Source organism: Faecalicatena contorta, assembly GCF_001404335.1.
GTDB lineage: Bacteria > Bacillota > Clostridia > Lachnospirales > Lachnospiraceae > Faecalicatena > Faecalicatena contortus_B.
In genome coordinates, this window is record NZ_CYZU01000025.1 from 11,045 (window position 1) to 31,241 (window position 20,197).

At 46.7% G+C, this 20,197-nt stretch carries 20 protein-coding genes and 1 tRNA gene; 3 read left to right on the plus strand and 18 right to left on the minus strand.

Features of this window, described 5'->3' with window-relative positions; genetic code table 11:
• Window positions 1-44: 44 nt before the first annotated feature.
• The 14 genes from ARB69_RS13450 to ARB69_RS13510 form a co-directional block, all read right to left on the minus strand.
• Complete coding sequence (locus tag ARB69_RS13450) at window positions 45-2,249, minus strand: sensor histidine kinase (protein ID WP_055153634.1); 2,205 nt, start codon at window positions 2,247-2,249, stop codon at window positions 45-47.
• Complete coding sequence (locus ARB69_RS13455) at window positions 2,221-2,919, minus strand: response regulator transcription factor (RefSeq protein WP_050640438.1); 699 nt, start codon at window positions 2,917-2,919, stop codon at window positions 2,221-2,223. The genes ARB69_RS13450 and ARB69_RS13455 overlap by 29 nt, the downstream gene beginning before the upstream one ends.
• Window positions 2,920-2,979: 60 nt before the next feature.
• Window positions 2,980-3,606 carry a hypothetical protein gene (locus ARB69_RS13460; RefSeq protein WP_173020112.1) on the minus strand — a complete coding sequence of 209 codons (627 nt, stop codon included), beginning with the start codon at window positions 3,604-3,606 and terminating at the stop codon, window positions 2,980-2,982.
• Window positions 3,539-4,849 carry a glycosyltransferase gene (locus ARB69_RS13465; RefSeq protein WP_055153636.1) on the minus strand — a complete coding sequence of 437 codons (1,311 nt, stop codon included), beginning with the start codon at window positions 4,847-4,849 and terminating at the stop codon, window positions 3,539-3,541. The genes ARB69_RS13460 and ARB69_RS13465 overlap by 68 nt, the downstream gene beginning before the upstream one ends.
• A gap of 62 nt (window positions 4,850-4,911) precedes the next feature.
• On the minus strand, window positions 4,912-5,421 hold the full coding sequence (locus ARB69_RS13470; RefSeq protein ID WP_050640440.1) for a DedA family protein: 510 nt from the start codon (window positions 5,419-5,421) through the stop codon (window positions 4,912-4,914).
• Between the two features lie 95 nt (window positions 5,422-5,516).
• Complete coding sequence (locus tag ARB69_RS13475; RefSeq protein ID WP_055153638.1) at window positions 5,517-6,083, minus strand: CDP-alcohol phosphatidyltransferase family protein; 567 nt, start codon at window positions 6,081-6,083, stop codon at window positions 5,517-5,519.
• Between the two features lie 67 nt (window positions 6,084-6,150).
• Window positions 6,151-7,557 carry a glutamate synthase-related protein gene (locus tag ARB69_RS13480; protein WP_055153640.1) on the minus strand — a complete coding sequence of 469 codons (1,407 nt, stop codon included), beginning with the start codon at window positions 7,555-7,557 and terminating at the stop codon, window positions 6,151-6,153.
• 187 nt (window positions 7,558-7,744) lie between these two features.
• Window positions 7,745-8,446, minus strand: a complete 702-nt coding sequence (locus tag ARB69_RS13485; protein WP_055153642.1) for a PolC-type DNA polymerase III — start codon at window positions 8,444-8,446, stop codon at window positions 7,745-7,747.
• A 16-nt stretch (window positions 8,447-8,462) separates the two neighbouring features.
• Complete coding sequence (locus ARB69_RS13490) at window positions 8,463-9,089, minus strand: HAD family hydrolase (protein WP_174518411.1); 627 nt, start codon at window positions 9,087-9,089, stop codon at window positions 8,463-8,465.
• Between the two features lie 37 nt (window positions 9,090-9,126).
• Window positions 9,127-9,300, minus strand: coding sequence for a hypothetical protein (locus tag ARB69_RS27200; RefSeq protein ID WP_167702498.1), 174 nt, complete (start codon window positions 9,298-9,300; stop codon window positions 9,127-9,129).
• Window positions 9,301-9,376: 76 nt separating this feature from the next.
• On the minus strand, window positions 9,377-9,958 hold the full coding sequence (locus tag ARB69_RS13495; RefSeq protein ID WP_055153646.1) for a xanthine phosphoribosyltransferase: 582 nt from the start codon (window positions 9,956-9,958) through the stop codon (window positions 9,377-9,379).
• 52 nt (window positions 9,959-10,010) lie between these two features.
• Window positions 10,011-10,634, minus strand: a complete 624-nt coding sequence (locus ARB69_RS13500; RefSeq protein WP_050640446.1) for a YesL family protein — start codon at window positions 10,632-10,634, stop codon at window positions 10,011-10,013.
• 248 nt (window positions 10,635-10,882) lie between these two features.
• Window positions 10,883-10,953 (minus strand) — tRNA-Gly (locus tag ARB69_RS13505).
• 145 nt (window positions 10,954-11,098) lie between these two features.
• Window positions 11,099-13,255: an EAL domain-containing protein gene (locus ARB69_RS13510; RefSeq protein ID WP_055153648.1), complete on the minus strand. Its 2,157-nt coding sequence runs from the start codon at window positions 13,253-13,255 to the stop codon at window positions 11,099-11,101.
• Between the two features lie 353 nt (window positions 13,256-13,608).
• On the opposite strand from ARB69_RS13510, the gene ARB69_RS13515 reads away from it, so the two are divergent.
• Window positions 13,609-14,172, plus strand: a complete 564-nt coding sequence (locus ARB69_RS13515) for an NAD(P)H-dependent oxidoreductase (RefSeq protein ID WP_050640448.1) — start codon at window positions 13,609-13,611, stop codon at window positions 14,170-14,172.
• 85 nt (window positions 14,173-14,257) lie between these two features.
• Window positions 14,258-14,521, plus strand: a complete 264-nt coding sequence (locus tag ARB69_RS13520; protein WP_055153650.1) for a DUF6465 family protein — start codon at window positions 14,258-14,260, stop codon at window positions 14,519-14,521.
• A 43-nt stretch (window positions 14,522-14,564) separates the two neighbouring features.
• On the opposite strand, the gene ARB69_RS13525 is transcribed toward ARB69_RS13520, so the two are convergent.
• Window positions 14,565-15,479 (minus strand): helix-turn-helix transcriptional regulator, encoded by a 915-nt coding sequence (locus ARB69_RS13525; RefSeq protein WP_055153652.1) that lies wholly within the window; start codon window positions 15,477-15,479, stop codon window positions 14,565-14,567.
• 200 nt (window positions 15,480-15,679) lie between these two features.
• Here ARB69_RS13525 and ARB69_RS13530 point away from each other — a divergent pair, with 200 nt between their 5' ends.
• On the plus strand, window positions 15,680-16,819 hold the full coding sequence (locus ARB69_RS13530) for a PTS transporter subunit EIIC (protein ID WP_055153654.1): 1,140 nt from the start codon (window positions 15,680-15,682) through the stop codon (window positions 16,817-16,819).
• Between the two features lie 170 nt (window positions 16,820-16,989).
• On the opposite strand, the gene ARB69_RS13535 is transcribed toward ARB69_RS13530, so the two are convergent.
• The 3 genes from ARB69_RS13535 to ARB69_RS13545 all read right to left on the minus strand — a co-directional run bounded on the left by ARB69_RS13535 (window position 16,990) and on the right by ARB69_RS13545 (window position 20,083).
• Window positions 16,990-18,399 (minus strand): amidophosphoribosyltransferase, encoded by a 1,410-nt coding sequence (locus ARB69_RS13535; RefSeq protein WP_050640452.1) that lies wholly within the window; start codon window positions 18,397-18,399, stop codon window positions 16,990-16,992.
• A 127-nt stretch (window positions 18,400-18,526) separates the two neighbouring features.
• Window positions 18,527-19,318: a tyrosine-protein phosphatase gene (locus ARB69_RS13540; protein ID WP_050640453.1), complete on the minus strand. Its 792-nt coding sequence runs from the start codon at window positions 19,316-19,318 to the stop codon at window positions 18,527-18,529.
• Window positions 19,319-19,420: 102 nt separating this feature from the next.
• Complete coding sequence (locus tag ARB69_RS13545) at window positions 19,421-20,083, minus strand: Crp/Fnr family transcriptional regulator (RefSeq protein ID WP_050640454.1); 663 nt, start codon at window positions 20,081-20,083, stop codon at window positions 19,421-19,423.
• Window positions 20,084-20,197 lie beyond the last annotated feature (114 nt).

Sequence of the window (20,197 nt, forward strand, 5' to 3'; positions counted from 1 at the left end):
GACCCCTTTGCAGAGGGGTCTGACCCCCTTAAAGCAGTTGGAAACTAATTGTTTTCTTTATTTCCATCCTGCGCTGTTTCATTTTGTCCTGCTCCCTCTCCCTGGGGCTCCGATACTTCGGGCCGTTTTGGGAAGGTGATTTCCGCCTTATACAGATCCGCCTCTGTCGAGATCTTTAGGCAGCCATGCTGCAGCTCGGTAAATGTTTTCGCAATTGCCAGCCCCAGTCCGGAGCCTTCTGTATTTCTTGATGCATCACCCCTGACAAATCTGTCCGTTATTTCGTCTGTATTGAAGCTCAGCTCCGTGGCCGAAATATTCTTCATAGAGATATACACCTGATGGTCCTGATCCTTCATCTCCACATATACACGGGTATGCGGCATCGCATATTTTGTAATATTCACAATTAGGTTCTCAAAAATCCTGTATGTTTTCTGGCTGTCCAGCCACAGCACGATCTTGTGTTCCGGAAGGTTCCAGCGGAAATCCAGGTTTGTTTCTTTTATTTTATTATCATACTCCAATCCAACCTGTTTTAGCAAGTCAACGATGTCAACCCGCATAAAATTCATAGTTATATTCTTACTGGTTGCCTTGCTGATCTCAAATAAATCCTCGATTAGTACCTTCAGCCTAAGGGACTTGCGTTCCAGCACATCAATGTACTCTTTCCTTTTATCATCGTCTGTTTCGTTCTTTACCAAATCCGTATACGTGATAATTGCAGTCAGAGGTGTTTTTAGATCATGGGAAACATTCGTGATCAGTTCTGTTTTCATCCGCTCACTCTTAACTTCCTCTTCCACGGCCTTTTTAAACCCGTTCTGAATCCTCTTAATCTCTTCCTGAATAGGGTTGAATATCCCCATATCTCCTTCAATTGGTGTGTCCAGATCCCCCTCTGCGAGCTGGTTTGTCGCACTGAGGAGCAGCTTATACTTTGATTGGATATCATTAAAATATTTTTTCAAAAAGATAAAAAGTGCAACAGAATAAATAATGAGTGCTACGATTCCATAATACCACAGGCTGCATACGACTACCAGAACAACAAAATTGATTGCGATAATCTTAAAAATCGTCCTGTTTGTTCTATCCTGGAAATCCAGGTGCATAAGCACGTCATACTGTCTTTTGCAGAACCGCTTAATACCGCCCCATATACCACCTGCTCCTTTCTTTACTTTTTCCCCATATTCATCACCGCCTTGTTTCATCCAGCGCAGAAACCTTACACATAAAGATCTCTGCTTCCAATATTCTTTTTTCATAGTTAACATCGCGCTCAGACTGACAAAACCCCAGAATGCAATGCCAAATATCAAAAACCACATAGCCACATTCATTATGGCGGACATTGCTGAATTCGGCGCTCCGCTGCTGCCTGTTATATACTCTGCAGCCCCGCCCCCCAGCGTAATCCAAACAACCTTGGCCGGATAATACATAGCACTTGCCAGTATGCACAGAACAATCACAACGATTTCAAACGGTGCACTGAATACTTTTTCTCCTCCAAACGCAAAACTCTTTTTCACAGAAAGTAATACCGCTGTCACTGCCAATACGGCTGCAAACAGGAACAAAAAACCACTGAACATAGAATTTGAGATCAGTGCAGCTACCGAAGTATCGATATGCAGCTCATTGCTATCGATATAAGAATTCAAGTTCTCCGCTGTCACACCATAAACGATCTGCACCTCTGTCGGCTCGGAAATCCCCCGCCATTCATAATTTATCACCTGCTGATCCAGAAGATACTGCTCAATCTCATATTCTGTCCTCTCGTCCAGCATATTCCCGTTCACCTGGATATCGGAGAGTTCTCCGTCATCCTGGAAAGTAAATGCCGCGCGAAAGGCATAAGCGGTATCCTCCTTTTTCACCAGATTTTCAAGTACTGACTTACTATTGCTCTCCAGAAGTGCGTTTCCATCCCAGTCGAACACTTCATAATCCATATATTTTCTCAAAAGGTCGAACCGGTCGCCGCCATACTTCTGTAATACATATGCTCTGTCAGTTTCCTCATATACCTCATTGTATAGTATATAATTCCCCTCAATAAGCCCGCCGGCTATCTGGATCACCTCGTCATTACTTACCTTAGTCTCATCCAGCCTATCCTGCATTTCCCTCGAAAATACAGGGTAAGCCAGCACCATCCCCACGGAACAGATAATCAATACCGCAATTGCCAGCAATACAGCCAGTCTATGACTGTTTCTCAATTTTGTATCCAACGCCCCACACCACCTTCAAATATTTTGGATTCTTTGGATCCACCTCAATTTTTTCCCGGATATTCCGTACGTGAACCATAATCGTATCCGTACTTATAGCCTTTTCCTGCCATACCCTTTCATAAATTTCTTCCGCAGAAAAAACACGCCCCGGATTCTTTGCCAGAAGCAGCAAAATCTTATACTCAATCGGTGTCATTTTAACCGGATTACCATCCACAAATACTTCCACCGTATCCTCATTGATCTCCAGGCCGCCGATTGCATGCACATTTTCCTTTGGTTCCAGCTTCTCCATGAACCTCCGGTAACGCCGCAGCTGTGAATTCACCCTCGCCATCAATTCCATTGGCGTAAACGGCTTTGTTACGTAATCATCTGCCCCGATATTCAGGCCCATGATCTTGTCTACTTCCTCGGACTTCGCTGAAAGCATAATCACCGGAAAATCATACTTCTCTCTCAGCTTCATTGTCATCCTGATTCCATCCATCCTTGGCATCATCACATCCACGATTGCAAGGTGAATCTCCTCTTTCTCCATAACTTCCAGGCCTTCCACTCCATCCGCAGCCTGAAACACCTTATATCCCTGGCTTTGCAGGTAAATCTGGACACCTTCCCTGATTTCTTTGTCATCCTCTACGATTAATATATGATTCGTTTCCATAACTTCCTCCTGATATTTTTTTTCAAAAGGGTCTGCCCCTTTTGCAGAGGGGTCTGACCCCTATACGTTTAACAGTATACCACATTTCGGAATATTTGCATTCGTTGGAAGCTCAGGAATGTTCTTTTTATTTACTTCACCGTAATTATGAGCTGCGACAGTCACTGTGGAGAACGGCAGCGGTATCACATATTTATCCCATCTCCAGGTCATTCTGAGTTTTGCAGAATAGGAAACGGAGATACCGACAAAGTCTTCTTCTGCCTGTTCAGACAGATAAAAGGCCAGTTTTTTAGGTTCATGCCTTGGCCCCAGGGGACCGTCAAGCGCTACGGCGATGGAACGGGTTCTTTCGTATGCGTTCTGCATGATTACTTTGAGCGCCCCGAAGCTGGCAAAACCGTCCGGCACTCTCAGGGCGTGGCCGCCGCTGCGCTCTATCATATTCTGAATATAGTCTCCTCTTTTATCAGCAGTCACAATTACATCGACAGGACTGGTCTGTTTCGAGATTTCTGAAAGTATCATGTTCATAAAAAAACTGTCCTCGTGCCAGAAACCGAATATCTGACTTCCGCCGCTTATCGAATTTTCGGCCCACTGTATTGTAACTGTTTTATTAAGAAGCTTTAAATAACCGATAAATAGATGCCCCAACACGTTCTGCCCGATTTCTCTCATTTTCATATGCGGATTCCTCTTTCTCTCTCTGATTTATACACTGTGCGTAAAGCATTTCTTCGTAAACGGCCAGTCTGGATGATCTGAATCCGGATGCAGTCAGCACGGCCTGCTCTTTCAATCTGCCATAGTTTTCTATTTCCATTGCCTCCATGATTCTCGCTGACCATTCTTCCGTGTCTTCCGCCGTCGCATATCCGTTTTTCCCGTTCACTACAATGTCCTCCACTCCGGTAGCATTGACCGCCACAACAGGAATACCTGCTGCAAAAGCCTCTGCCAGTACAATTCCCTGCGTTTCCGATTTGGAAGCAAACAAAAACAGTTCACAAGCCCCGAGAAAATGTTTCATTTCCTGATTCTCTACATTTCCTACAAATACAGTTTCCTCGGAAATCCCCAGTTCGGCAGCCATCTTTTCCAGTTCGGATCTCATGCTTCCTTCTCCGATAAACAATACCCGGAACGACTCATCCATCCGCTCTTTCAGCCTTGCGATCCCCTTCAGCATAAACCGCGGATTTTTCTCTTCCTCCAGGCGGGATACTGTACAGAACAAGTGCTTTCTCCCCTGCAGGTACTGCTGCCTGAGAGCCGTACATTTTTCTTCATCCTTTATATAAAAGGAATCTTCCAGCCCCGTGGGGAAAATCGCCGTTGGAGTCCTCGTTCCGCTCTTTCGCATCGCTTCCTGCATACTGAAGGTGGGCGCCAGTATCAAATCGCATTGGTTTGTAAACCACCTCATATATCCCGGTACTATCTTTTCTTTTCCCAGGCGGAATATCTCCTGCCGCACGGCGCTCTTGTCCTCTACGGACTGAAACGGGCGTATATAGTGAAGATAATCCTCGTATTTTGTATGATACGTGTATATGACAGGCAGATTATACTTTTTCCCCAGGTATAAAGCAATCGGCCCCACAAACATCGGATGATGCACATGGATGCAGTCAAACTGTTCTTTTTCAAAGGCCTGAATGATCTCCCTGCTGATTATCCTTGGATATACCATACCGTTTTCCATTTTTCTGCTGCTGGTTTTGTAGCGGATGACACGCTCCCTGCGTGTTTGCTGCGGATCTTCGAACTGTTCTCCGGGCCGGATGTCTTCCGCCTGTTTATATTCCGGAGCAAATACCGTCACCTCATGTCCCAGCTTTGCAAGTTCTTTTGCCTGCCTTTCAACGGAAATGGGTACCCCTCCTACGAAAGGTTTATAATTATTTGTCAACATTGCAATCTTCATTCCTAACTCCTCCTCTGTCTGCACTTCTTCTGCCTTTTCACTGCGCCGCTTCGTCTCCCTGTTTATGCCAGCAGCTTAATTGCTGCATCGCCGAAAAAGTATCCGGCCCCGACAAATACCAGATTCCACAGGAAAATACCTACCGTTGAACTTACCGTATATTTCAGGAAATCCATCTTAACCATCCCTGCAGGTATGGAAATGATGGTCCGCACCATGGGCAGCAGCTTGCTGACAAACACACCGATGCAGCCCTTCTCACGCAGCATATCCATCTTCTCCTCTATCACAGCCTGATGTTTCGGAAATTTTTTGAAATAGAATCCCATCACCTTCGGGCCTCCCAGCCTTCCCAGAAAATACAGGAGCCAGCTTCCGGTCAGTCCCGCAAATACTGATAAAAGCATGACGATCGGAAAACTGATTTCCCCCTTTGCTGCCCAGATCCCTGCCAACGGCATGATCAGCCCCGCCGGGAAACCTGGAAGATTCATGTATTCCAATAAAACGATCAGGTAGATAAAAAAGGCACCATATTCAAGAAAATATTGAGTCAATGTTTGGATATTCATAGAAACAGCCTCCTTTAACTGTTTATAGAATAAAACAGATTTCTAAAGGAGGCTGGCATAAGAAGCAAAAGAAATTCTTAAGAAGTTATAAGATTTTATGAATCACGCCCCATCTTCCAAAACACCGGAATATAGGCCGCAAAGGAATACAGCATGAATCCCCCGCAGAGAAGGATCATCCCGTTCGCCGCACTTTCCGGCAGCTGCGGGAACAATATCAGCAGGAACATCACCACATACAGCACAGCGGTACACACTTTACCAAACCATTTTGCCCCATCCAGCATCTTCCCTTTCCGGAGCATTATGATCCCCATAATCCCCATAAATCCTTCTTTTACCACAAACAGTACCATCAGGGCAATCATATAAGGATACCGGAAACATAAAGACAGTACAATCGCTCCCTGGGTCAGCTTATCTGCGATCGGGTCCAGTGCCTTTCCCACCTTTGTAATCATATGGAATCTGCGCGCCACAAAACCGTCCAGGAAATCCGTGATCCCGGAGATCCCTATCATGACTGCCGCTATATAATAATCCGTCACAGTTTCCGCTGTCACATACCGCCATACGATTACCGGAATCAGCAGAATCCGGAAATATCCCATTAGGTTGGGTATTGATAACAGCTGTTTGCGTATTGGTGTGTCTTCATTCATATTTTCCCGCTTCCTCTCTGCTCATTTTCTGCCATGCTTTTCTTCCCGATGCACTGCACCGAAGAGATCAGGCATGCGGTATATCCGTGTACTCTGAGATTTCCCTGCTGATCGTGCACAAATCATCCACGCTCAGATCATGAATATCTTCATGTCCGGTAATCCGCGCAAATGTCTTCAATTCTTCAAAACTGCAGTTCAGGAAATTCCCAACTCTCCTGGCCGCTGCATCTAACTTAAACCTTTCCCTCAATTCCGGATTCTGCGTTGCAACCCCTACCGGGCAGTTACCGCTTCCGCAGATGCGGAACTGCTGGCATGCGGCGGCAATCAGGCCCGCCGATGCAACAGCAACGGCATCCGCGCCCATCGCGATTGCCTTTGCAAAATCAGAGGACACCCGCAGGCCTCCGGTGATCACAAGGCTGATATCATCTGCCCCATTTTCCCTCAGATACTTTTTCGCACGGTAAAGTGCATAGATGGCAGGCACGCTGGTAGAATCCCTGACCAGCCTCGGGCTTGCGCCTGTCGCACCACCCCTTCCGTCGATGGTGATAAAATCCGGCTCCGCGTAAACGCAGAATTCCAGATCCTTCTCAATGCGCCCTGCGGCGATTTTAATCCCAATCGGACGCCCGCCGGAGGCCAGGCGGAGCTGAGCCACCAAATCTTTCAAATCCTCTTTATTGTTGATTTCTTCGAACTTTGATGGGCTGATCACATCTTTGCCCAGAGGCTTATTCCGAACCGCTGCAATCTCCGGCGTCACTTTTCCTCCCGGCAGGTGGCCTCCCATTCCGGGCTTGGTTCCCTGACCGATCTTCAGTTCAATGGCATCCGCGTTCCTTAGATTCTCCGGGGTTACGCTGTATTTATTCGGAACATATTCAAAAATATACTTATGCGCTGCCTCCATCTCTTCCGGGAGAATGCCTCCCTCTCCGCTGCACATGGCTGTCCCTGCCATTGCAGAACCTTTGGACAGCGCAATCTTTGTCTCCCTGGATAATGCTCCAAATGACATATGGGATATGTAAACAGGACCTTCCAGCACCATGGGCTTTTCCGCTTTTTTTCCGATCACCGTTTTGATACTTACAGGAGCATGTTCATCCAGAGGAGGCGGATTAAGCTGTGCACCCAAAAGCAGGATATCGTCCCAGCACGGCATCGGCATCTTCGTACCCATTGCCTCGATGATGGTTTTTCCGCTCACTGCCATTTGATGGATTTCTTCCATATACCGGCAGGAATCGTCTTTCCGGTAGAACTCAGGAGGATACGCCAGCGGATCTACATTCTTTTCCACAGAAGGAATCTCATGTTCCTTTTTTTCCTCTGCCTCCCCTTCCATTTCAAATACACGGACCGGCTGTCTGCACACCGGACAGACCGTCAGTTCTGAAAAAGGCGCGTCTTCCTTCTCCTCATCATAAATAAATCCACACACTCCACATTTATACTTTGCCATATTGTATCCTCCTCTTTTCTGCATTTCTCTGCCGTTCTGATACCAGTAATTAGTTCTATTATAGCTGTTAAAATTTTCCGGGTCAACACAAAACAGGAATTATTATTATTTTCATACATTTTCTAAAAATAAAGCCCGCCGCAGAAAGACAGGATCTTTCCGGGCAGGCTCCTTATATAACCGGTTATCAGATTCGCTTATTTATGATATCGTCAATCATTTTTGACGCCTCATTTTTTGTAATTGTATCAGGATCCCACTCCAGCTGAATCCCATTGTTCAGGATCAGTTTCTTCAAAAAACCAATCTGTTTGGGAGTTGCAGGCATGGCTTTTTTCTGTTTATAACTTAGTGTTACCGGCTGAAAAAGTTTTGGCTCCTTCTCCTCAAAATAATGTGCCAGTGTCTGATAAAGCTTTGCCGTAGCCAGCGCATCATGATAGGCACGGTGGGCGGCACGATTCTCGATGTAGTAGTAATCACACAGACAGCCCAGGCTTTTCGATTCCATATCTTTATGTACTTTTCTCGCAATCCTGAGCGTATCAATTCCGGCGCGTTCAAAATCCAGTCCTTCTGCCATGGCGCCTACTTTCACAAAACTGTAGTCAAAAATAACATTGTGCCCGATGAGAATATCATCCCCGCAGAAATCCAAAAAGTCAGGAAGCACATTCCTGCTGCTTCTGGCGCCCGCGACCATCTCGTTGGTGATTCCGGTCAGCTCCGAAACAACCGGAGAAATGTTCTCTGTGGGGCGGACGAATTCCATAAAACGTTCCTGCACCTTACCATCGCGCACTTTCAGTGCGCCAATTTCGATGATTTCATTCTGTTCCGGGTTCAGCCCGGTCGTCTCCAGGTCAAATGCGATATATGATTTCAGCATACTGTTTCTCCTGTAATTATCCTTCCTGCAACAGCCTCAGGACATCGAAAAGGGTGTCAAATCGATGCCATGCCATTTCCAGAATCTTCTCGTCGGGTTCTACCAGATCCGGCACCATAATGGCGCGCATCCCCGCCGACACTGCGGACCGGATACCGGAAGGGGCATCCTCCAGCGCCACTGCATTGGCCGGGTCAACCCCGATCGCTGCGCAGGCTTTCTGATAAATCTCCGGACTTGGTTTGCTGCATGTTACCATATCTCCAAATACCGCGCCGTCAAAATACTCCCACAGCCCCTGCTCCATCAGGAGCGTGCGTGCATGCTCTCTGCGTGAAGAAGTGGCGAGTGCTATTCTGTACTGCTTATCCGCCGCATATTTCAGGAGTTCCACCACTCCAGGTTTTATTTCCAGCCCCTCTTCAGCCACAATTTTATGGTATTCGCTGCGGGTCATCACTGAAAAATCCGCCATCGGGAAATCAGGATCCACATTTTTCCTAAAATATTCTTCGCGCCTCTTTACGTTAAACCCGATCGTATGATAGATATGATCCCCAAAATGTACATAGCCCAGCTCCGTCCCCACCCGTTCCCAGGACCGCTGCACGACTCTTTCCGAATTGAAAATGAGCCCGTCCATATCGAAGACAAGCCCATATACTGGTGGGTGAATTTGACTACTCAAAATAAATCCCTCTGCCGGTACAGTCATTGATATAGGTTACAACTTCCTCCAGTTTCTTCGCGGCCGACTGCATATCTTCCCAGTCATCACCGCGCAGTTCTTTGGAGACTATTGATTTTTTAACGTCCTTCAGTTTATGGATCAGTTCCTGATTCTTTTCCCCCATGAAATACAGCTCCCTTCTATACAGGCATTGCCTTGTTGGTGCCTATTGTAACATCTTTTTCGTACAAATCCAATTCCTACTGTTCACGGAATTTGATCGTCCCGCTCTCAGCATCCATACTTTCCACGATGGCCAGAGACTCCAGCTGGAAACCCAGATTCCGGATCATACGCCCGCCGGACTGGAAGCCCTTCTCAATCGCAATTCCAATCCCTTCAACCACGGCCCCCGCAGACTGCACAATCTGAATCAGTCCCTGCAGCGCGCAGCCATTAGCCAGGAAATCGTCGATTATCAATATATGATCCTCCGAAGAAAGGAACTTCTGAGCAACGATCACATTATTCTTGCACTTATGCGTAAAAGACTCCACCTCAGCCACTAACATCTCCCCTTCCAGGTTAATGCTCTTGGACTTTTTAGCAAAAACAACCGGAACATCAAAATGCTTCGCCACAATGCATGCAATCCCAATCCCGGATGCCTCAATCGTCAGAATCTTATTAATCTGCTTATTCGCAAAGCGTTTTCTGAATTCCTTCCCCATCTCATCAAACAGGTCAATATCCATCTGATGGTTCAGAAAACTGTCCACCTTCAGAACATTCCCTTCCTTCACAATCCCGTCCTTTAAAATTCTCTCTTCTAAAAAGTTCATCCTTGTCCTCTCCTATTCAAAGGGGTCTGACCCCTTTGCTTTCCATTTTCTCCTAATTCTTGATTGTATGAAATATTTCAAAAACTTTACGCAATAAGAATGAGTTCAGCCAGGCTACCAGTGACACGCCGATGATCAGCCATACTGCAATGCCGATCAGAAGATTCCGTGTGTTCAAAAAGGTGATGATAACCGGCCCAGCCGTGATGATAAGCATTAATACTGTATATGGAAGCTTTGCTACGGATAACAGTACTGCATTTTTGAATGTATTCTTGATCGTGTTCTCATAGCGCGCCGTCAGAGGGAATACATAGATTACCATACACAGCCAGACTACGCCGAGCACTAAGAAGATGCTCTGGAATATGGTACGCATCGTTGACTCCATGACCGCGGAGAAACGGATATCGATTCCGATTATGATTCCAACGACCAGCAGAATCAGCCACATTATGGTGCTCTTTTTGAAGTTCTCCTTAAATGCCCCCAGAAATCCTTTTACAATATAACCTTCTTCGTTCTTTACCAGCTTCAGCATGACGGTATACATAGCGGTCGTGGATGCCCCGATTGTGATGATCGGAATGGAGCATATGATCCACATGATGTTCAGCAGCATAAAATCGCATACCCTGCTAAGCGCCCTCATTACAACGTTATCGGTCCAGTTCATTAAATCTTCCTCTTTTCTTTTTGTAGTATCCGAAAACCTCCCCCCTGAAGTATTTCGAAACATTTATATTTTGGTTTTACATAGAATAAAGTAATTATACTTTAAATGGAGTAACTTCTCAACTTCCTTTTTGAGAAAATCTGTGAAATTATCTGGTTATGTGATAGGAACGTGCTAATCTCTTTCCTATTATACAAAAAAGCCTTATATCAAAACCGGATCTCCGTTTGATATAAGGCTGTTCTTTAAGCGGGTGATGGGAATCGAACCCACGTATCCAGCTTGGAAGGCTGGTGTTCTACCATTGAACTACACCCGCGTCATCTCTGACACGAGTGATATAATATCATACCTTCCCACAAAAAGCAATACCTATAATCTAATTTTTTAATTTTTTTAAATCATTTCTTTAAAATCCCGTAACTGTTCCGGCCTGCCTGAACAACTACAGGCTCTCCACACAATCAGCCTCCCTTGGGAATACCGCCGGTTTTCCCAAATTTCCTGAAAAACTCATCTCTGGGCAGAGGATGAGAAAAAAGAAATCCCTGCCCCATGTTGCAGTTAAAGCCTTTTAGAATGTCCAGCTGTTCATCATCTTCAATGCCTTCCGCGGTGGAAATAACCTGGTTCAGCTGTCTGCACATCTCGATCGAATTTTCCACCAGCACCCTTGCTTTCGGATTGTCCTTCAGGTTCTCTACCAAACTTTTGTCCAGTTTTAATTCCACAAAATCCATGTTTGACAAAATCGCAAGGTTTGAATACTGGTAGCCATAATCATCCAGCGACACAACAAAATGGTATTTTTTAAGTTCGTCTATTAACCCTTGTAATGCTGAAGGTTCCATCTTGCTGATGCTCTCCGTGATCTCCAATACAAGCAGTCCTTCCGGAACCCCATATCTCGCCCTGATTTCAGCAAGACTCTGCACAATCCCCCGCTTCATCAGGCTGATACGGGAAAAGTTTACCGACACGGGAACGGGCTTCCCTCCTGCTGCCATCCATTCTTGCAGCATCCTGCATACTTCCTCGAACGCAAAGCAGTCCAGAAATGGGATCACGCCTTCCTTTTCATACAGCGTTATAAACTGTTCCGGCAGATAATACTCTCCGTCTTCCCCTTTCTGCCGAAGCAGGGCTTCCGCCCCCACCATCTCTCCTGTCTCCAGACAGATCTTTGGCTGCAGAAACACCTCAAACCTGCCTGTCTCTATCTCCCTGACAAGCTGCCTTGCCACAGCCTTATGATAGGCTGGCTTTCCTGAGATCATGCTGCCATAATAAGTCTGCTTCTCCAAGTACATCATATTGTCGCTGCCGCCAATAAGCTCTTCCACATCAAAGGTTCCCTCTCCAAAGTTAACCCCCATAGAGAAATCACAGATGCATTCATTTTCTGCATACTTCTTCAGGGCTTCCAAACGGCTGTTAAATTCCGCCTTTGTACCATTCACATACAGCGCGATAAACTCGTCGCCGCCGATTCTGTATGCATTCTCCGGAAATGTCTGCTTTATCCCTTGTGCCACACTTCGGATCATTTTGTCGCCATAAGCATGACCATAGTGGTCGTTCGCATATTTCAGCCCGTTAATGTCACAGAAAACAACCCCCATCGATTTCAGTTTCTGTCCGCCCAGCTCCTTTAGTTTTTCCATATAAAAATTTCTGTTTCCGAGGCCGGTAAGCGCATCAATCCTGCCCATTTCCCCGAGTTTCATAATCATACGCCGCTTCTGTACGTCATTATATATAAAATGCGCAACCGACTGAAGAAGCTTGATATGTTCCACTCCGCGCGTCGGATCATCCACACCTATGAATCCATACAGCGTCTTCTCTCCGTCCTTCTGCAGTTCCGCCTCCCATATAGGCGCTGCCATCAGGCAGCCAATCCCCTGTTGATTGAGTATGTCCGCTTCCGGAGCCTTTTCCTCTACCCGGCTGCTAACAGACGGCAGATATACCGCCCCTTTATTGAGGAAAAGCTCCATCCAATGGCCGGTTACATCTCTCGGAACACGCTGCAGATTCTCCTTCTGGGGAATGACGCCCTCATTGCACCACTCATATGTATTGACCAGGATGTCGTCCTCATAATTGCATTCAAATATATAGGATCTGTCCGCCTGGAAAAATTCCCCAATAATGCGCAGCAGACCACTGATTGACATATCAATATCCTGATTCTCAGAAAGCATATGAATACACTGCACCAGGGTCTCTTCGATCGAAAGCTTTCTTTCCAGATTTTTATGGAGCTCCTCGCTCTCTGTGATATCCACGCAGATCTCCAGGCGGAACAAATGCCCGTCGATCTCAATCAGCTTATCCCGAAGGCTGAAATGCCTGCCCAGCTTTTCATTATAATGCTTCCATGTATAGAACTTATCTCTCATCAGATAACCATTCGTACAAAACTTACACGGTGCACTCTGCCCCTGCAGCAGTTCATAGCAGCGTCTCCCCTGGTAATCTTCGCCCGGTTTTAAATCCAGCGTATCCCTCATTGCCTGATTCAGATAAATGACCTCATATGTCTCAGGATCTGATATATATACAATATTCTCACTCTCATCTACGATAACGGGATAAATCTTATCCTTCTCAATCATTTATGTTCACCTGTCTTTTTCAATCATTCGCCATTGCCCGGCCCCTCCGGCGGCCGCCGTACCGGGCCTTTCATCTGCGTTAATCAACCCCATAAACCTTTTGCTTTATTATACAATACTTTATTGAGATTGGATACTAAAAAACAGATGTTGCGGTTATCTTTTTTCCCCGGACAGCACAGATAAAACACAAGAAATCGTCGCCCCCGGTTATTTTTCCGGCCGCAGAAATCTTTGAAATATGTATCCAGTCACAGGACCCCGTAAGAGACGGGCACCACTGTGCCCCATTTGGGATATAATACCTTAGAATCTCCTGAAAAGCAAAACAGGAACTATTACGGAGGAAATATATGAAACTATTATTCATCAACTCATGTGTAAGAGCAGAATCCAGAACATTGCAGCTGTGCAGGGCTTACATGGAAGGCTTACAAAAAGAATGGACCATTCAGGAAGTGGATCTGCAAAAGGAATCCCTTATGCCATATACGGAACAAATGCTGGAAAAGCGGGCCGCAGATATCCAAAACCATGATTACTCGGCTCCCGGCTTCCAGTATGCCAGAGAATTTGCACTGGCCGATGCGGTTTTGATCGGCGCACCCTATTGGGACCTCTCCTTTCCCTCTTCCCTGAAGGTATATTTTGAGCATATCTGCGTAAACGGAATTACATTCCGCTATTCCGAAGCCGGGCTGCCGGTTCCCATGTGCAGAGCCAGGGAACTTATGTATATCACCACCTGCGGCGGCTATATTGGGGAACGTAATTCGGCGGATCAATATATAAGAGATCTTTGCGGGATGTTTGGTATCGGTAAGGTTCGATTCTTTGCAGCGGAAGGGCTGGATATTGCGGAAAACAATGCAGCACTTATCATGGCCGGGGCCAAAAATGAATTAAGTAAATTGTAATTCCGGCTGCCAGCCATTGGTTTTTGACTTCTTGTCCCAAAAGTACTATAATTCATAAGACATTATAAAAAAGGGAGCTGAAAACATGAGCAAAAGAATTGAGAAGAAAAAACAGAAGAAGCAAGCAGTAACCGCGGCGTCCGCTGTACAGGTACCGGCGGGCAAAGCCAACTTATATATTCAATATCAGGATCAGGAATACCTGGCTGATGAAGTCATAGAAAGGGTAAGAAAAAAGTGCATGAGTGAGGGGTTACCTGAATTGGAGGATCTCTCGATATATCTCAAGCCGGAAGAACGGAAGGCTTATTATACCTGCGGCGGAAACAGCGGGGCAGTGGAGATTTAAACGCAATCGACAGGACGGGGCAGCCGCAGACTGCTCCGCCCTGTTACGTTTCGTCATTGTCAATCACTCTTTTATTTTCCTTTCGGTATTCCTGTGGTGTGCATTTCATAATGCTGCGGAATACCTTTGTATAATAACTCTGGCTCTCAAATCCGGCCATCTGCGCCACCTGCATGATACTGCAGTTTTTATTTTCCAGAAAATCCAGGCTTCTTTTGACTCTGTACTTCTTCACATATTCCATCGGGCTCTGCCCCACCTGCCTTTTGAACATCCTGCAGCACTCCGTATTGCTGATGCTGCAAGCCCTGGCTATGTCGGTCAGATAGATTTTCTCCCCCAGATGTTCCCGTATGTATTTGACTGCCTTATATATCAGCTCATTCTTAGGATTTTTACCGGGCCTGCCGGCTCCGGCGCATAGTACTTTTTCATACAGAATCCGCCAGCATTTGAGCAGCAGTATCTGTATATCCATTTCATACCCCGCTGCCCCGGCCGCAGAATATGATTCTGCCTCCAGCAGAATGGAGGCAATTTCTCTGTGCCAAAGTTCCCTCCCGGTAAGATGAATATCCGAAAATGCCTGGTCTCCGGAAAAATATGGGAAGATATAATTTTCAGAAATACGTCCCGCTGCATTGTATCCAATCAAGGACGGATGAAAGATTACGACCAGATATCTGCATTCATCCGTCCTGTTCCGCCGGTACGAATGGAGAACATTTCCATTTACCAAAACCCCTTCTCCTTCTGTCAGTGTATACTCTGAATCCTCCCCGATATAATCCAGGCGCCCCTCCAGAACAAGTATATATTCCAACTCCACATGCCAGTGCGACAGCACCTCACCATCCCTGTAATCCGAGATCTGCTTATAAGAAATAAAAAATGGGAAGTCCTCGTCTAAAAACATACCCGTCTCCATCTTCACTTCATTCCGTTCAATAAATTCCATAAATATCCTCCACAAATCGGCATCATCTGCCGGCGGTATTCTAATAGTCCGGTCTCACTTTACTTCTATTCCTACAGCGGCTTTTAAGCCCGCTTCAATTTGGTAAGATTTTTATAATATCCGTGCTGATAATTATATATTATCACCCTATACTTCATTATAATTATAATCAGAGAAAAAAGAAAGAGGTGAATAGGATTATGAAAAGATATGTGAACGAGAACCCCTTTTCCAGATTATTTGATACCATATCCGCTTGTATGAAACCTGTAATCCCGATACTGATGGCGGCAGGCATTTTAAAACTTTTGATCATCCTGATTGGATATACCGGATTATTTACCCGCTCTCCCCAAACCGAAGATGTCCTTTCCGCGGTCAGCAATGCGGCCTTTTACTTTCTGCCGGTTTTTACGGCTTACTCATCGGCCTGCCATTTCAGAGTCAATCCCCTTATTGCCATGGTATCTGCGGCGGTTCTTCTGCTGCCCGATTTTATCGAGCTTTTAAACACGCAGGGAATGATCCGTTTTCTCTTTCTCCCTGTATACAAGGCTTCGTATGCATTTTCCGTATTGCCTGCTATCCTTTTGGTATACGTGATGTCAAAACTGACCGGGCTTCTGGAAAAAGTTTCTCACAAAACATTCCGGACATTTTTTATGCCGGTTATCACTATTACTTTGACATCTGTAATTGGAATTCTGTTCGTGGGGCCGCTCTGTACGGTCATGGGAAATAGGATTTCTTCGTTCATATTTGAATTGCAGGATATCAACCCGGTACTGTCCTGGGCCGTTTTTTCTGCACTTTCCCCATTTCTGACAATTACAGGGACGAGCTGGATCTTTACGGCTATTGTGCTGGAGAGCTTAGGGAATACCGGCATGGAGATCGGCTATATGGTGAGTTCCTTCATTTGTGTGACATCGATAGCCGGCGTGGCTCTGGGCACATTTTATACTGAACCCGGCTCACTGGAACGGCCCACTTACCTCTCCGTCGGACTCGTTGCGCTGTTTGCCGGCATCACAGAGCCGGCGCTTTACGGGATCTGTATCCCCCAAAAATCTCTGCTTGCCGTGGCTTCTGCAGCCAGCTTTGCGGGTGGGATTTATCAGGGAATCTTTACACCGTGCAGTACGGTATACTCTTTCCCATCGTTGTCAACAGTACTCATGTTTTATCAGGAAGGCAATCCCTCCAATCTCTTCCATGCCATTGCCGCCGCTGCCATCGGATTTATAACAGCCTTTGCACTGACTATTACCGTCAAATATATCCGCGGATTAGCCCAAAGCAGGCAAGCACACCTCAGCTCCCCGCCTCCTCACTCATGAGGAGCTTGCACACTTTGGCGCCGCCGCGATGCCGCTTTGAGGCTATATAACTTATCGCGGCGTGTGCATCCCACGAAGGGTTTTATATAATAGGAAAGCCGCACACGTAAGTCATCATACTTCGTGTGCGGCCTTCACCTTTGCCAAGGCATTGCCTGCCCGGCAATTTTCTATTCTTTTCCGTCAAAGCAGTACGTACAAAGTTTGCACGGTGACAGCCCAATCGATGCAACCAGATCATCCAGCCTGTGGTAGCGCAGCGTTGTAAAATTCTGGCGTCTGCGCACTTCCTCTACCATATCATGATACCGGCTGCAGCAGGGATTGGCATACTCTTCCAACACTTCCCCCGTCACTTCCTCTTCCCTTTCCTGGATAATCCTTCGCGTGATTAGATCCAGCTCAGACTTGGAGCGGGAAAAGTTCAGAAATTTACAGCCAAACAGAAGCGGCGGGCATGCCGGACGGACATGCACTTCTTTTGCTCCGCTCTGATACAGGAATTCGGTTGTCTCATGAAGCTGGGTTCCTCGTACGATAGAGTCATCGATCAGCAGCAGCTTCTTATTCTCAATCAGTGCCTGCACCGGAATCAGTTTCATCTTGGCGATCAGATCACGCTGGTTCTGGTTCGTCGGCATAAAGGAACGCGGCCAGGTTGGCGTATACTTAATAAACGGCCTGGCGTAGGGGATTCCGGATTCATTGGCATAGCCGATGGCATGCGCGATGCCGGAATCCGGCACTCCTGCCACGATGTCCGGTGATACGCTGTTCCCGTCCCGCTTCGCAAGCATACTTCCGCACTTGTACCGCATCTCTTCGACATTGACCCCTTCGTAGGAAGAAGTCGGATAACCGTAATACACCCACAGGAAGGAACACATCTTCATCTCCTCCCCCGGCGGGCTTACTGTCTCTACGCTCTCCGGTGTGATAAATACAATCTCAGCAGGCCCCAGCTCCTTATAATCCGTATAACCCAGATTGATGTACGCAAAATTCTCAAAGGAGACACAGTAAGCGCCGTCTTTTCTGCCGACTACAAGCGGCGTGCGTCCATATCTGTCTCTCGCCGCATACAGCCCCTCTGTGGTCATTAACAGCAGCGTCATGGAACCATCCACAAGCTGCTGGACGTACCGGATTCCCTCCACGATGGAATCCTTTTTGCAAATGAGGGATGCGATCAGTTCCGTTGCGTTGATCTGTCCGCCGCTCATCTCCTGAAAATGTGTATGTCCATTTTCATATACTTTTGACAGAAGCTCCTGCATATTATTAATCTTTCCGACCGTCGTGATTGCAAAGCTGCCCAGATGGGACTGGATCAGCAGCGGCTGCGGTTCGTAGTCCGATATGCAGCCGATTCCGAAGCATCCCTTGAGCTCCTCTACATCTTTCTCAAACTTGGTGCGGAACGGTGAATTCTCTATGTTATGAATCGCACGCTGAAATCCGTCTTTCCCAAAAGTTGCCATCCCGCCTCTTCTTGTCCCAAGATGTGAATGATAATCCACACCATAAAACAACTCTAACGTACAGTCCGTTTTTGAAGCTACGCCAAAAAAGCCTCCCATGTTTTTGTCTCCTTCTAAAGTAAAATTTCTTTTGCATATAACAGGCAGCGTCAAAAAGCATGTCCTCACAGCCTGTTTCCGCATCCAGTTTAACACAAACTGATTCCCAGCGTAAAGACTGTGATGATCAGTTTTCCAAATATTTTTTTCTGAGCTTCTCCTTGTCCGCATCGCTGAGCAGGATCCGGCTGCGCAGGTATTCATCCATAGAGCCATACTCCCTGTCAATCACATCCAGAGCCTTAACCAGGTGCTTCACCTCTGCTCCCGCCGTGGAGCGCGCGGCCTGTACCGCTTCGTCCCCTAAACCTTTTGTTCTCAAAAACTGCTCCATGGCTTTTATATTTTCCTTATAATAGTGGTTAGTTATCTCATAATCTTCCAGAATGACGCTGCGCTCCACCCCCAGTGCGGCCAGCACCAGCACGGAACCGAATCCGGCTCTGTCTTTGCCCGCTGTACAGTGCCAAAGAACCGCCCCCTGCTCATTTTCCAAAAGAATCCGAAAGAACCGGGCATATCCTTTTTGGGAAAATGGTGTCGTGGCAATCTCCACATACATATCTGCCATCGCGCCGCTCAGTAAGTATTTGATGGCCTCTTCCGGCGTAAATACGCCGCTCGCTGCAACTGCGGCCATACTTCCGTTCTCCTCGTCCAGAATCGGTACGTGATAATTCTTCACCCCGTCTATCTCCGGATCCGGCGCCTTGTCCCGCTCCGGTGTCGTCCTGAAATCAACCACATCCGTCAGGCCGTATATGTCCCGCAGCCTTTTCAGATCTTCCGGCAGGGCTTCTGCCAGCTTCCCCGTCCTCAACAGCGTGTTCATTTTGATTTTCCTGTTATCGGCTCCGGTGTATCCGCCAAGCTGCCTCGCATTGCCAACACCGTTAAGCCCTATTGATTTTAAATCCATATGATTCCTTCTCCGCCTCCTGTTTCCGCCACATTTACCGCATCGTATTTTATTATAGACCTTTTCACGCTCCCGCACAAGATTCTTACACACCACTTTTCCTTACTCCCCCTGCAAAAGGATAAAATGATTCTTATGATAGTGAAGCAGACCGTCCCTCTGCATTTTGGAGAGTTCATTCGAAAGGGCGCTGCGGTCCACAGCCAGGTAATCCGCCATCTGCTGCCTGTTAAATGGAACTTCAATCTCTTTTTTCCCCTGCTTTACCGCTTCAGACGAAAGGTAGGATAACAGCCTTTCCCGAATGGATTTGGGCGTAATATGATTGATCTTCTGTGCCAGATTCAAATTCTTGGACGCCATAATCATAAGCAAGTTGCGGACAAGCCTGGCATGATGGCTGCAGGAGGACGCACAGCTTTTGACCACCTTTCCCACGTCCAGAAACAGCACCGTTGTCTTCGCCGTTGTCATGACGTCCGCCATCATAGGAGCCCTCTGGCTGCACGCGTAGGTCTCCGCAAACACTTCCCCAGGCAGTATATGCCCAATAATATTTTCATTTCCCCAGATATCCGGCCTCACAATATTAACGCCGCCCTCCAGCAGCAGCCCCATCCGTCCGATATGCTGCCCTGCATGGTAAATGACCTCCCCCCGTGCGTATGTCTTCTCCTGTGCCCCCAGGCACCCAAGCATGGCTTCGGCCTCCTCCACGGTAACCCCCTCAAACAGTTTCGTCCCCACGATAAATTGATAATCCATAAATTCTCTCCGTTTCGTTGTAATAACAACTTTTTTTATATTTAAATTATAGTATAATGCCACTATAGATACAAGAAAAGGATTTAAATCCCGGAACAGTTATATACCGGCAAG